General features: G+C 69.5%; 12 protein-coding genes. 1 reads left to right on the forward strand and 11 read right to left on the reverse strand.

Annotation, left to right across the window (positions count from 1 at the left end; translation table 11 throughout):
• The coding region (locus I0Q12_RS26050) for a Tex family protein (protein WP_197256186.1) at positions 1-2,200 on the reverse strand (2,200 nt) is incomplete at its 3' end.
• 109 nt (positions 2,201-2,309) lie between these two features.
• Here I0Q12_RS26050 and I0Q12_RS26055 point away from each other — a divergent pair.
• Positions 2,310-3,302, forward strand: a complete 993-nt coding sequence (locus I0Q12_RS26055) for a hypothetical protein (RefSeq protein ID WP_197256127.1) — start codon at positions 2,310-2,312, stop codon at positions 3,300-3,302.
• 78 nt (positions 3,303-3,380) lie between these two features.
• Here I0Q12_RS26055 and trmD read toward each other — a convergent pair whose 3' ends face one another.
• The 10 genes from trmD to I0Q12_RS26105 form a co-directional block, all read right to left on the reverse strand.
• On the reverse strand, positions 3,381-4,094 hold the full coding sequence (gene trmD, locus I0Q12_RS26060; protein ID WP_197256129.1) for a tRNA (guanosine(37)-N1)-methyltransferase TrmD: 714 nt from the start codon (positions 4,092-4,094) through the stop codon (positions 3,381-3,383).
• Positions 4,095-4,098: 4 nt separating this feature from the next.
• Positions 4,099-4,719 carry a ribosome maturation factor RimM gene (rimM, locus tag I0Q12_RS26065; protein WP_197256131.1) on the reverse strand — a complete coding sequence of 207 codons (621 nt, stop codon included), beginning with the start codon at positions 4,717-4,719 and terminating at the stop codon, positions 4,099-4,101.
• Between the two features lie 10 nt (positions 4,720-4,729).
• On the reverse strand, positions 4,730-4,972 hold the full coding sequence (locus I0Q12_RS26070; RefSeq protein ID WP_068160502.1) for an RNA-binding protein: 243 nt from the start codon (positions 4,970-4,972) through the stop codon (positions 4,730-4,732).
• A complete protein-coding gene (rpsP, locus tag I0Q12_RS26075) occupies positions 4,972-5,427 on the reverse strand; it encodes a 30S ribosomal protein S16 (protein ID WP_197256133.1) in 456 nt (151 codons plus the stop codon). Before rpsP ends, I0Q12_RS26070 begins: the two co-directional genes overlap by 1 nt.
• A 210-nt stretch (positions 5,428-5,637) precedes the next feature.
• Positions 5,638-7,224: a signal recognition particle protein gene (gene ffh / locus I0Q12_RS26080; RefSeq protein ID WP_197256135.1), complete on the reverse strand. Its 1,587-nt coding sequence runs from the start codon at positions 7,222-7,224 to the stop codon at positions 5,638-5,640.
• Between the two features lie 96 nt (positions 7,225-7,320).
• Positions 7,321-9,846 carry a [protein-PII] uridylyltransferase gene (locus I0Q12_RS26085; RefSeq protein WP_197256137.1) on the reverse strand — a complete coding sequence of 842 codons (2,526 nt, stop codon included), beginning with the start codon at positions 9,844-9,846 and terminating at the stop codon, positions 7,321-7,323.
• Positions 9,836-10,174, reverse strand: a complete 339-nt coding sequence (locus I0Q12_RS26090) for a P-II family nitrogen regulator (RefSeq protein ID WP_068160495.1) — start codon at positions 10,172-10,174, stop codon at positions 9,836-9,838. Before I0Q12_RS26090 ends, I0Q12_RS26085 begins: the two co-directional genes overlap by 11 nt.
• A gap of 50 nt (positions 10,175-10,224) precedes the next feature.
• On the reverse strand, positions 10,225-11,532 hold the full coding sequence (locus I0Q12_RS26095) for an ammonium transporter (protein WP_197256139.1): 1,308 nt from the start codon (positions 11,530-11,532) through the stop codon (positions 10,225-10,227).
• A 276-nt stretch (positions 11,533-11,808) separates the two neighbouring features.
• The gene (gene ftsY, locus I0Q12_RS26100; RefSeq protein ID WP_197256142.1) at positions 11,809-13,383 is read right to left on the reverse strand and encodes a signal recognition particle-docking protein FtsY; all 1,575 of its coding nucleotides are present in this window, start codon (positions 13,381-13,383) and stop codon (positions 11,809-11,811) included.
• Positions 13,384-13,414: 31 nt separating this feature from the next.
• On the reverse strand, positions 13,415-13,982 hold a 568-nt coding region (locus I0Q12_RS26105), incomplete at its 5' end, for an AAA family ATPase (RefSeq protein WP_231611465.1).

A 13,982-nucleotide genomic window follows, 5' to 3' on the forward strand; every position in this document is an offset into this window, starting at 1 on the left:
GGGCTCCGCCGCGCGCGGACGGGGCCGCACCGCCGTTGCCGTCGCCGGCGGGGATCTCGTCGTCGAGGCGCAACGTGAGGCTGATGCGCTGACGCGGCACGTCCACGTCGAGCACCTTGACCTTGACGACCTCACCGGACTTGACGACGTCGTGCGGGTCCTTGACGAAGCTGCGCGACATCGCCGACACGTGCACCAGGCCGTCCTGGTGGACGCCGACGTCGACGAAGGCACCGAACGCGGCGACGTTGGTGACCACGCCCTCGAGCACCATGCCGGGCTTCAGATCGGCCACCTTCTCGATGCCGGCCGCGAAGGTCGCGGTCTTGAACTCCGGCCGCGGGTCGCGGCCGGGCTTCTCGAGTTCGGCGATGATGTCGGTGACGGTCGGCAGACCGAATCGGTCGTCGACGAACTCGGTGGGCCGCACCGCGCGCAGCGCAGTGGTGTTGCCGATCAGTTCCCGCACGGTGCTGCCGGTGCGCTCGACGATGCGCCGCACCACCGGGTAGGCCTCGGGGTGCACCGCGGAACTGTCGAGCGGGTCGTCGCCGTTGGGGATGCGCAGGAAGCCCGCGCACTGCTCGAACGCCTTCGGGCCGAGCCGCGCCACGTCCTTGAGCGCCGTGCGGGTGCGGAACGGGCCGTTCTGGTCGCGGTGCGCGACGATGCTCTCGGCGAGGGACCCCGAGATGCCCGACACACGCGCGAGCAGCGGCACCGACGCGGTGTTCACGTCCACACCGACGGCGTTCACCGCGTCCTCGACGACCGCGCCGAGCGAACGCGCCAGCAGGGTCTCGGACACGTCGTGCTGGTACTGGCCGACGCCGATCGACTTCGGGTCGATCTTGACGAGTTCGGCGAGCGGGTCCTGCAGCCGCCGGGCGATGGACACCGCACCCCGGATGGACACGTCCAGGTCGGGCAGTTCCTGCGAGGCGTAGGCGGACGCCGAGTACACGGAGGCGCCGGCCTCGGACACGACGATCTTCGTCAGGTTCGTCGCACCGGACTTCGCGATCAGCTCGGTGGCGAGGGCGTCCGTCTCGCGGGACGCGGTCCCGTTGCCGATCGCGACGAGTTCGACGCCGTGCTTCGCGACCAGACCCGCGAGCGTCGCGAGCGCCTGATCCCACTTGTTGTGCGGCTGGTGCGGGTAGATCGTCGCGTGGTCGACGACCTTGCCGGTGGCGTCGACGACCGCGACCTTCGTGCCGGTCCGGAAACCGGGGTCCAGGCCCATCGTCGGCCGGGTACCCGCAGGTGCGGCGAGCAGCAGGTCGCGCAGGTTCGCGGCGAACACGTCGACGGCGTCCTGCTCGGCGGACTGCCGCAGCCGCATCCTCGTGTCGAGACCGAGGGAGACGAGCAGTTTGGTGCGCCACGCCCAGCGCACGGTGTCGAGCAGCCACTTGTCGGCGGCGCGGCCCTGGTCGGCGATGCCGAACCGGGCGGCGATGCGGCCCTCGAAGTAGGTGCGCTCCCCCGGCTGCGGCTCGTCGCTGTCCGGTTCGAGGGTGAGACTCAGCACCTCTTCCTTCTCGCCGCGCAACACCGCGAGGATGCGATGCGACGGCAGATCCGTGAACGGCTCGGAGAATTCGAAGTAGTCGGCGAACTTCGCGCCCTCGGTCTCCTTGCCCGGGCGCACGGCCGAGACCAGCCGGCCACGCGACCACATCGCCTCGCGCAGTTCCCCGACCAGGTCGGCGTCCTCGGCGAACCGTTCGACGAGGATGGCGCGGGCACCGTCGAGTTGTTCGGCCGTGTACTGCGCGGGATCGGTCGTCGGATCCCCGATGAGCGCGTCGGCGACCGGTTCGTGCCCCGCTTCCCGCGCGATCTGCGCCTTGGTGCGCCGCTTGGGTTTGAACGGCAGGTAGATGTCCTCGAGCCGCGCCTTGGTGTCGGCGAGCATGATCTGTCCGCGCAGGTGGTCGTCGAGCTTGCCCTGGCCCTCGATCGATTCGAGGATCGCTGCGCGCCGCTCGTCGAGTTCGCGCAGATAGCGCAACCGTTCGTCGAGCTGCCGAAGCTGGGCGTCGTCGAGGGCTCCGGTCACTTCCTTGCGGTACCGGGCGATGAACGGCACCGTGGCTCCGCCGTCGAGCAGGTCGACCGCTGCGGCCACCTGATTCTCCCGGACGTCGAGTTCCTCGGCGAGGCGCTGGTTAACGGTCTTGAGAGCAGTCGTCACGACGTCGAACCCTACCGCTATCCTCATCGCGTCATCCTCGCGCGACGCGCGAGGAAAACTGGATACCGGGGACGTCGGCGTCACCGCACAATGGGAGTAGGAGCACCTGATGTCCGGGCCTCGGGGCAGACGCCGATCGATCGTCTCGTTGCTGTTCGCGGCAGCGACCGCGGTGGCCTGCGGCTCGGTGTCCTCCGATTCCGAGGTTCTCATGGTCGGGGTCACCGCCCCGAATCCGACCGTGGAGATCCTTCCGGTGCCCGCTCCCGAGGTGCCCTACACGATGAAGGTGCAGGCCCTGACCGACCGGGTGGTCGCTGCCGCTGCCCTGGCCGACGCCCAGCGAGGCGCGCGGGTCACGGTCGCGCTGCTCGATCGCGAAACCGGGTCGCGTACGGTGGCCGGCGCGGACGAGCCGATCGAGACGGCGTCGGTGGTCAAGCTGTTCATCGCCGACGACCTGCTGTTCCAGGCGGGCACCGGCGAGATCGCGCTCGGCGAGGGGGAATACGACGAGATCGCGGCCATGCTCTCGCGTTCGGACGATTCCGCGGCGAGCGATCTGTGGTCACGCTACGGCGGTAGCGAGATCGTCGATCGGGTCGTCCACCGGCACGGCCTGACCGACACCAGCGCCCCGTACGACGGGAACTGGTGGAACACCGTCACCACCGCGTCCGATCTGCTCACCTGGTACGACGCCGTGCTGGGCGGCACCTCCGGACTGGACGAGCGCGGCACCGCGACGATCGTGGGCCATCTGCTCGACTTCGAACCAGCCGGTTCCGACGGATACGACCAGCGTTTCGGACTGCCCGACGGGCTGCCCGAGGCGACGGAGCTGGGCGTAAAGCAGGGCTGGATGTGCTGCGTGGACGGCAACTGGATCCACCTGTCGACCGGATTCTTCGGCGACGACCACCGTTACGTGGTCGCGGTCCTTGCCCGCGAGAAGGTGCACTACGACGATCCCGACCTGGCGGAGTGGACACCGTTGCCGGACACTGCGCTGGTCGATGTCACCGACGATGCGAGCGCGGCGCACGCGCGTGACACGGTGACCCTGGTGGTCCAGGAGGCGTTCGGGCAGCCGGCGCACTGATGCGCGCGATCCGGCCCTCGTCCGAGACCCCCTTGTCCGAGGCCTGTAGTTTCGAGACCCGCTGAGCGGGAATCGGATTCACTCGCCCGGCGTGTCCGCCAGGAGGTCGGGGCGGCGTTCGCGGGTGCGGATCAGGGACTGTTCGCGGCGCCACTGCGCGACCTTGGCGTGGTCGCCGGACAGCAGCACGGGCGGCACGTCGAGACCGCGCCAACTCGCCGGGCGCGTGTAGCTCGGTCCTTCGAGCAGGCCGTCGGAGAACGAATCCTCTTGGTGCGACTGCTGATTGCCGAGCACACCGGGCAGCAGCCGGACGACCGCCTCGACCATGACGAGGACCGCGACCTCCCCGCCGATGAGCACGTAGTCGCCGATGCTGACCTCTTCGACGCGCACGCGCCGCGCGGCGTCGTCGAACACCCGCTGGTCGATGCCCTCGTAACGGCCGCACGCGAACACGATCCGCTTCTCACCGGACCAGCGGTGCGCGGTTTCCTGGGTGAACGGCACTCCGGCCGGGGTGGGGACGACGAGCAGCACGTCGGGGTCGGGTTCGCCGTCCGGTCCCGCGAGGACGTCGTCGAGCGCCGGTCCCCACACGGTCGGCTTCATCACCATGCCGGGCCCTCCCCCGTACGGGGAGTCGTCGACGGCCTTGTGCACGTCGTGGGTCCAGTCGCGCAGGTTGTGGACGCCGACGGAGATCAGGCCCTTGTCGATGGCTTTGCCGAGCAGCGCCGCGCGCAACGGCTCGAGGTACTCGGGGAAGATGGTGACGACATCGAGTCGCACGGAACTACTTGTCTCCCTTGTCTTTTCCACGAGCCTGGCCTTTTCCACGAGCCTGGCCTTTTTCACGAGCCGGGGGCTCGCCGAAGTCGGGGTCGAGCAGCCCCTCGGGCGGGTCGATCTCGATGATGCCGGTGGCGATCGAGACGGTCGGCACGATCGCCGTCACGAACGGGATCAACAGCTCGCCCCGATCCGAACCGGCCGGCCGGATCGCGAGCAGTTCGCCCGCGGCGGTGTGCAGCACCTCGCGGACGGTACCGACCTCGGTGCCGCCGTCGGGCCGTCCCTCGACGATCCGGACGGTGAGCCCTTCGAGTTCGTGGTCGTAGAACTCGTCGGGATCGTCGCTCGGCGGCAGCTCGGAGCTGTCGACGACGAACAGCGTGCCACGGAGGGTATCGGCGGCATTGCGGTCGGCGACCTGACGCAGACGCAGCAGAAGCCGCCCGGAGTGTTCCCGGGCGGCTTCCACCGTGTACGTGTGCAGGGTCTGCTCGCGGGGCTTGCGGCCACGCAGCTCGGCGCCGACGGCGAAACGCTCCTCGGGTTCGTCGGTGCGAACCTCGACGACCACTTCACCCTTGATGCCGTGCGACTTGACCACACGGCCCACGACGAGCTCCACTGCCGCTCGCCTACTGGTCGGTGTCGACGACGTCGACGCGGATCCCGCGACCACCGATGCCGGTGACGAGGGTCCGCAGTGCGGTCGCGGTGCGCCCACCGCGACCGATCACCTTGCCGAGATCGTCGGGGTGCACGTGCACCTCGACGGTGCGCCCCCGACGGCCGGTGATCAGCTCGACCCGCACGTCGTCGGGGTTGGCGACGATCCCACGAACGAGATGCTCGACGGCATCGGCGACAACGGCACTCATTACTCGGCAGCCTCGGTGGACTCGGCGTCGGCGGCCTCGGCGGGAGCCTCGGCAGCCTCGTCCTTGGCGGCCTTCTTCTTCTTGGGCGTGATGGCCTCGGCAGCGGGCTCGTTCTCGGCCTGCGCGAGCGCGGCCTGGAACAGCTCGAGCTTGGTCGGCTTCGCCTCCGCCTTCTTCAGGGTGCCCTCGGCGCCCGGCAGGCCCTTGAACTTCTGCCAGTCACCGGTGATCTTGAGGAGGTTCAGGACGGGCTCGGTCGGCTGCGCGCCGACACCCAGCCAGTACTGCGCGCGCTCGGAGTCGACCTCGATCAGCGAGGGCTCTTCCTTCGGGTGGTACTTGCCGATCGTCTCGATGGCCCGGCCGTTGCGGCGGGTACGCGAGTCCGCGACCACGATGCGGTACTGGGGGTTGCGGATCTTGCCGAGGCGGGTGAGCTTGATCTTGACAGCCACTGCTGTTTTCCCTTCGAGCGCGCGAACGCGCATGTCACGTGCAATTCGGACGACGCGCCCTTCTGGCACGCCCGGTTTTGCCTCTAACCTGTGACCGCCGCGCGGTACGGAACCGGATGCGACGACAGCGAACCATTCTGCCAGATCCCACCCCGCCCGGACGAATCCGGCATCGGGGTGGGATCCGGCAGCGTCGGTTCTTCGGTGGATCTAGTTCTTCGGCAGCTTCAGTTTCGACAGGTCGAAGCCCTCGAGGCCCGGGGGCAGTTCGTCGAGACCCTTCGGCATGTTGGACAGATCCGGGAAGCCGGCCGGCATGCCGCCGCCCGCACCCGGGAACCCGGCCGGGAGCCCGCCGGGGAATCCGCCCTTGATCTTCGGCGGGGTCGGTCCGCGACCGCCCTTCTTGCCCTTCTTGCCCTTCTTGTTGCTGCGCTGGTTCTTGCGGGCGCCGGGCATGCCCATGCGACCGGCCATCGCCGCCATCATCTTGCGGGCTTCGAAGAAGCGGTCGACGAGCTGGTTGACGTCGGAGACCTTCACGCCCGAACCGTTCGCGATGCGCAGCCGCCGGGACGCGTTGATGATCTTCGGATCGGCGCGTTCCTCCGGGGTCATGCCGCGGATGATCGCCTGGATGCGGTCGAGCTGCTTCTCGTCGACGTTGGCGAGCGCGTCCTTCATCTGGCCGGCGCCGGGCAGCATGCCCAGCAGGTTCGCGATCGGGCCCATCTTGCGGACGGCCATCATCTGCTCGAGGAAGTCCTCGAGGGTGAGTTCCCCGGAGCCGATCTTGGAGGCGGTCTTCTCGGCCTGTTCGGCGTCGAAGACCTGCTCGGCCTGCTCGATGAGGGTGAGCACGTCGCCCATGCCGAGGATGCGGCTGGCCATGCGCTCGGGATGGAAGACGTCGAAGTCCTCGAGCTTCTCGCCGGTGGACGCGAACAGGATCGGCTGCCCGGTCAGCTCGCGCACGCTCAGCGCCGCACCACCGCGGGCGTCACCGTCGAGCTTGGTGAGCACGACGCCGGTGAAGCCGACACCGGCGCGGAACGCCTCGGCGGTGCTCACCGCGTCCTGGCCGATCATCGCGTCGAGCACGAACAGGGTCTCGTCCGGCTGCACGGCATCGCGGATGTTCGCGGCCTGCGCCATCAGCTCCTCGTCGATGCCGAGGCGGCCGGCGGTGTCGACGATGACCACGTCGTACTGCTTGTTGCGGGCTTCCTCGATGCCGGACTTCGCGACGGCGACCGGGTCGGCGGCCGACACACCGAGCTCGTTCTCGCCACCACCGATCGAGGTCCCCGGGTGCGGCGCGAACACGGTCACTCCGGCGCGCTCACCGACGATCTGGAGCTGGCTGACGGCACCGGGGCGCTGCAGGTCGCACGCGACCAGCATCGGGGTGTGTCCCTGGCCCTTGAGCCAGGCGGCGAGCTTGCCGGCGAGCGTGGTCTTACCGGCACCCTGCAGACCGGCGAGCATGATCACCGTCGGCGGGTTCTTCGCGAGCCGCAGGCGGCGGGTCTCGCCGCCGAGGATCCCGACGAGTTCCTCGTTGACGATCTTGACGACCTGCTGGGCCGGGTTCAGCGCGCCGTGCACCTCGGCACCCTTGGCGCGCTGCTTGATCTTCGCGATGAACGCGCGCACCACGGGCAGCGCGACGTCGGCCTCGAGCAGGGCGAGACGGATCTCGCGGCACGTGGCGTCGATGTCGGCATCGGAGAGGCGCCCCTTGCCGCGCAGGTCCTTCAGGACCCCGGTCAACCTGTCGGAAAGGGATTCGAACACCGAATGCGCTCCTGGGTTCTGGCGAAAGACGGACAGTGCTGCGATCCAGGGTAGCCGCCCGCCGTGACGTCACGATCGCGGCGAGCGGCTACCCGGTCAGGCGGTCGCCTCGGGTTTCTTCGGTTCGACGCCCGGCACCACCGCGAGCACGGCCTGCTCGAGCTGCTCCCGGGTGGCCCGGGTGTCGGTTCCGGTGAGGTCGATGCAGAACGCGTCGACGACCGCGGTGCCGAGGGTCGTGACCCGCGCCCACCGCACGTCGGCCCCGACCGACTCGAACGCTTCGGCGAGCCGGCAGAGCAGCCCGAGACGGTCCTCGGCGCGCAGCTCGAGGATGACCTGCCCGGGATCGGGAGCGTCGAACCAGATCACGCGGGGCGGTGCCTGCGCATACACGACCGGCACGGCCCGTTCGGGCTGTTCCGGCAGTTGCGCTTCCCGCGCGGCCTGTTCCTTCGCGTCCAGCGCCGCCGGCAGATCCAGGTCGCCGCCGCGTGCGCGGATCAGCTCCTGCCGCAGCAACCCGGCCTCGGGCGGTGTCCCGAACCGGGGTGCCACCACGAAGCTGTTCACGGCGCTGCCGGCGTGGCTGCCGAGCGAAGCGGACAGCACCCGCAGGCCGTGCAGCGCCAGCACGCCGGCCGCGTCGGCGAGCAGTCCCGGTTCGTCCGGCGCCACCACCGACACCGTGTACGAGTGCGGGCCCTCGCCCTGCTGCAGCGCCACGTGCACACCGCCGTCGGCGGCGAGTTGCGCGAGTTCCGGGTCGATCGGATCGGGGGTGGGCAGCTCCTCCCCCGCCATCACCATGCGGCAGCGCCGGACCAGTTCCCGGATCAGCGAGGCCTTCCAGTCACCCCACACCCCCGGACCGGTGGCCAGCGAATCCGCCTCGGCGAGGGCGTGCAGCAGTTCCAGCAGCACCGGGTCGCCGTCGATGGCGTCGACGACGGACTGCACGGTCGCCGGATCGTCGAGGTCGCGGCGCGTCGCGGTGTGCGGCAGCAACAGGTGGTGCCGCACCATCGCGGTGAGCAGCGCGAGATCCGACGGCCACAGTCCCATCCGGCGCCCGATCTGCGTCGCCAGCTCGGCGCCGACGACGCTGTGGTCGCCGCCGCGGCCCTTGCCGATGTCGTGCAGCAGGGCGCCGAGCACCAGCAGGTCGGGTCGCGCGACCCGGGTCGTGAGCCCGCCCGCGTACACCGCCGTTTCCACCAGATGCCGGTCCACGGTCCAGGTGTGCACCGCGTCGCGCGGGGGCAGATCTCGCACCGCACCCCATTCCGGCAGGAGCCGGCCCCACAGTCCGGTGCGGTCGAGGGACTCGATGACGTCGACGGCACGCCGGCCGGAACCGAGCAGAACCAGCAGGTCGTTGAACGCCGACCGCGGCCACGGTTCACGCAGCTCGGGAGCGTTGTCGGCGAGCCGGTTCAGGGTCGAGGCGGAGATCGGCAGCCCGGCCTGCGCGGCCGCGGCCGCGACCCGCGTGATCAGACCCGGATCCTTCCGCGGATGCGCGTCGCGGGCGAGCGCGACCTCCCCCGCGTGTTCGACGACACCCTCGTCGAGGGGGCGCCGCACCGGGAGCCGGCGCAGCCTCGACAGTCCGCGCCGCGGCAGCGCGTTGCCCGCGGTGCGGATCCCGACCTCGACGGAGTAGCTGACGGTGCGCGCGGACTCGGTGAGCATCCGGGCCAGATCGAAGCGGTCGCCGATGCGCAGCGCGGCACCGATCTCGTCGGCGTCCTGGGCGCGGAGCTGGTCGCGGGCGCGTCCCGCGACGCGATGCAACTCGGTGCGCACGTCGAGCAACCGGCGGTGCGCGGCGGCGAGTCCGCCGCCGGGCACGTCCGGTCCCAACCCCGGCATGCCGTCGGTGAGCTGCGCGACGGACAGGGCATTGAGCAACTGCACGTCCCGCAACCCTCCTCGGCCGCTCTTGAGGTCCGGTTCGGCGCGGTGCGCGATCTGCCCGCTGCGCTGCCAGCGTGTCTCGGTGAGTTCGATGAGTTCGTCGAAACGCGCTCGGATCCCGGTCCGCCACTGCCTGCGCACCCCGCCGATCAGCAGGTTGCTCAGCTCGATGTCCCCGGCGATGTGCCGGGCCTCGAGCATGCCCAGGGCGGCGGTCACGTCGGACGCCGCGACCTGCAACGCCTGCGGGACGGTGCGGACACTGTGGTCGAGTTTGATGTGGGCGTCCCACAACGGGTACCAGAGCCGGTCGGCGATGTCGGACACCACGGCCGGTTCCATGTCGTCGTGCAACAGGATGAGGTCGAGGTCGGAGTACGGCAGCATTTCGCGGCGGCCCAGCCCGCCGACGGCGACGATCGCGAAACCGCAGTCGGGGACGATCCCGACCTCGGAGCCTTTCGTCGTGAGCCAGAATTCGTGCAGGTCCACCAGCGCGTGCCGCAGCGCAGCCGAATCGAGGCGGCGGTTGCGGACACCACCGGCGAGCAGTTGGTCGCGGGCGATGGCCAGGTCGGCGGCGGCACCGCCCGTGGTGGCGAGGGACGCGTCCGGCCCGGAGGACACGGGCGGCCCCGATCCCGCTGCACGAGCAGCGGGATCGGGGCCGCGCGTTCCGGACCCCTTGGGGTCAGAGTGCATCCGTGCCTCGTTCTCCGGTGCGAACTCGGATCACCGACTCGACGGGGGTGACCCAGACCTTTCCGTCTCCGATCTTCCCGGTCCGCGAGGCCTCGACGATCGTCTCGACCACCTTGTCCACGGCGGCGTCGTCGACGACGACCTCGACGCGCACCTTGGGCACGAAGTCGACCGAGTACTCGGCTCCGCGGTAGACCTCCGTGTGGCCCTTCTGGCGTCCGTACCCCTGGACCTCGCTGACGGTCATGCCAAGCACGCCCGCCTGCTCGAGACCCGCCTTCACGTCTTCGAGGGTGAACGGTTTGACAATTGCCGTGATCAGCTTCATTTCCTCTTCCTTCCCAAGTCTCTGCCGTGCCGCTACTTCGTCTTCTTATCTCACCGGAGCGCCGAGACGAAGTCGTATGCGGATTCCGCGTGCTCCGCCTCGTCGATACCGCGCGCCTCTTCCTCGGGCGACACACGCCAGCCGAGCGGCTTGAGCGCGAATGCGATCACGGCGGTGACGATGGCGGTGAACACCACGGCGACCAGGGCGATCACGATCTGCACGACCAGCTGCTTGTAGTCGCCGCCGTAGAACAGGCCGGTCTCGGTGGCGAGGAAGCCGATACCGATGGTGCCCCAAAGGCCGGAGACCAGGTGCACGCCGACGACGTCGAGCGAGTCGTCGTAGCCGAACTTGAACTTCAGGCCGACCGCGAGGGCGGACAGCACACCGGCGACGACACCGAGGGCGATGGAGCCGACCGGGCTCAGCGCGCCGGCCGCGGGCGTGATGGCGACGAGACCGGCGACAGCACCGGAGGCGGCACCGAGGCTGGTGGCCTTACCGTCCCGGATGCGCTCGGTCAGGAGCCAGCCGAGGATCGCGGAAGCGGTCGCGGTGGTGGTGTTGACCCAGGCCAGGCCGGCGACACCGTCGGCGGCGAACGCGGAACCGGCGTTGAAGCCGAACCATCCGAACCACAGGAGTGCGGCACCGAGCATCACGAACGGCAGGTTGTGCGGACGCATCGCGACCGTGCCGAAGCCGGCGCGCTTGCCGATGACCAGGGCGAGAACCAGAGCGGCCATACCGGCGTTGATGTGCACGACGGTGCCACCGGCGAAGTCGATCGGGGCGACCGCGGCGGTCAGGCCACCTTCACCGTCGTCGACGGTGCCGAACAGCTTCGCGGCGATGCCGTCCTCGGAAGCGGACAGGAGGCCGCCACCCCACACCATGTGGGCGAGCGGGAAGTACGCGAAGGTCACCCACAGGCCGGAGAACGCGAGCCACGTTCCGAACTTCACGCGCTCGGCGAGAGCGCCGGAGATGAGCGCGGTGGTGATGATTGCGAAGGTGACCTGGAAACCGATGTCGATGATCTGCGGGTAGTCGCCGAGGCCGGGGAGGAATCCACCCTCCTCGTCGTAGATCGCGCCCTGGAGACCGAAGAATTCGAACGGGTTGGCGAAGATGCCGCCGACACTCTCGGTGCCGTAGGACATCGACCAGCCCCACAGAACGTAGATCACGCCGATCACAGCCATGGCGCCGAACGACATCATCATCATGTTCAGCACCGACTTGGCGCGCGACATGCCGCCGTAGAAGAACGCCAAGCCCGGTGTCATCAGCAGCACCAGCGAGGCCGCCATCAGCATCCATGCTGCGTCGCCGGTGTTCACCACTTCCTCCACTTGCAACCTCCCTAGATACCGCGCCGGTCAGCGCGTGGTTGAGGAAAGCTTGCTGCCGAGATGTTTCCGTGGAAGCGCCGTGTTGTTTCCACGAAGTGAACGGGATCCCGCTTCGTGTTTCTTCTCTGTTTCCCGGTTTGCGTTCTTCGTCCGAAGCGTCCGAAAAATGGGAAAAGCCGCGCGCGACACGGGTTCCGCGCAACCCCTGCCGGGGATGCGGATCGTGTCGTCGCGCGGCTTCCCCTTCACCGTCGACTGCGACGAGCGGGCGCCCGCTCAGCCGAGCAGAGCGTCCACGAAGGCGCCCGGCTCGAACGGCGCCAGGTCGTCGGCACCCTCCCCGAGACCCACGAGTTTCACCGGCACACCCAGTTCGTGCTGGACCTGGAAGACGATGCCACCCTTGGCGGTCCCGTCGAGTTTCGTCAGGACGACACCGGTGATGTCGACGACCTCCGCGAACACGCGGGCCTGCGTGAGCCCGTTCTGGCCGATCGTCGCGTCGAGCACGAGCAGGACCTCGTCGACCGCGGCCTTCTTCTCGACGACCCGCTTCACCTTGCCGAGTTCGTCCATCAGACCGGTCTTGGTGTGGAGCCGGCCGGCAGTGTCGATGAGCACGGCGTCGACCCCGTTCTCGATGCCGCGGGAGACGGAATCGAACGCGACGGCCGCGGGGTCACCGGCCTCCTTGCCGCGCACCACCTCGGCGCCGACGCGCTCTGCCCAGGTCTGCAGCTGATCGGCGGCGGCGGCACGGAACGTGTCGGCGGCACCGAGGAGCACGCGGCGCCCGTCGGCGACGAGCACGCGCGCCAGCTTGCCGGTCGTGGTGGTCTTGCCGGTGCCGTTGACACCGACGACCAGCAGGATGGACGGGTGATCGTCGTGTGGCAACGCCCGGATGGACCGATCCAGCTCGGGGTGCAGTTCGTCGACGAGCACGTCACGCAGGACCGCGCGCGCGTCGGCCTCGGTGCGCACGTTGCGCGCGGCCATCTCGTGCCGCAGCCGCTCGACGATCTTGGTGGTGGTCGCGGCGCCGAGGTCGGCGATGAGGAGGGTGTCCTCGATCTCCTCCCACGAGTCCTCGTCGAGGTCGCCGCCGCCGAGCAGGCCGAGCAGGCTCTTGCCCATCGCCGACTGGGACCGGGCCAGTCGGCCGCGCAGCCGGTCGAGGCGACCGGCGGTCGGAGCGATCTCCTCGATCGCGGGTGCGGGGGCGGTCTCCGGCGCGGCGGTCTCCGGCGCGGTCACGACCTCGGGCTCGATCACCTCGGGCTCGGGCGTGACCACTTCCGGTTCCGGCGCGGCCACCTCGGTTTCCGGCACGGTCTCCGCCGGAGCAGTCTCGGTCGGCGCTGTCTCGACCGGGGCAGTCTCGGCCGGGGCAGTCTCGGCCGGGGCGGTCTCCGCGACCGGTGCTTCCTCGACCGGCGCCTCGGTCACGGGCTCGGCGGGTGCTTCCTCGGGAGCGGGCGCTACCTCGGTGGGTGCTTCCTCCGCGACCTCTTCCGGCGCAGGCGCAGGCGTGGGCGCCGGGACCGGCTTGGGAGCGGGCGGCGCCTCGGTGACCTCCTGCGGCAGCTTGACCGTCGGAGGTTCCGGCCGCGGTGCGGGCGCCGGCCGTTCGACGGGTTTCGGCGCCGTCGCGGTCGAACCCTGGCTGAAGGAGAACCCGCTCTGGGCCTTGTACCCACCGGATCGATCCTTGGGTTCGGCCTCGATCTCCTTGGTCGGCGTCGAGGTCAGCGACACCTGCCGCCGGCGGTACAGCGTCAGACCGACGACGAGTGCGACGAGGACGACCGCCAAGACGGCCGCGATGATTATCCAGGCTGCGGTACTCACGCACCCATACTGTCAGGCCCGACCGCGGGATTCAGGCGCGGGGAACGAGATCACCGCCCGTGGCGTGCTCCTCGGCGACGTCCGTGTCGGTGCCGTTCACGTCCTGACCACCCACATCCTGACCACCGACATCCCGACCTCGCAGCCGCTGTGAGATCACCCGGGTGATGCCGTCGCCGCGCATGCTCACGCCGTACAGCGCGTCGGCGATCTCCATGGTGGGCTTCTGGTGCGTGATCACGATCAGCTGCGACTTCTCCCGCAACTGTTCGAACAGGCCGATCAGACGACGCAGGTTCGTGTCGTCGAGGGCGGCCTCCACCTCGTCCATGACGTAGAACGGGGACGGCCGGGCGCGGAAGATCGCCACGAGCATCGCGACCGCCGTCAGGGACTTCTCGCCACCGGACAGCAGCGACAGGCGCTTGACCTTCTTGCCCGGTGGCCGCGCCTCGACCTCGATACCGGTGGTGAGCATGTCCGACGGGTCGGTGAGCACCAGCCGGCCCTCACCGCCGGGGAACAGCTTCGCGAAGACCTGCTCGAATTCGCGTTCCACGTCGGCGTACGCCTCGGTGAACACCTGCAGGATGCGCGCG

The organism is Rhodococcus sp. CX (genome assembly GCF_015865005.1).
Classification (GTDB): Bacteria; Actinomycetota; Actinomycetes; order Mycobacteriales; family Mycobacteriaceae; genus Rhodococcus.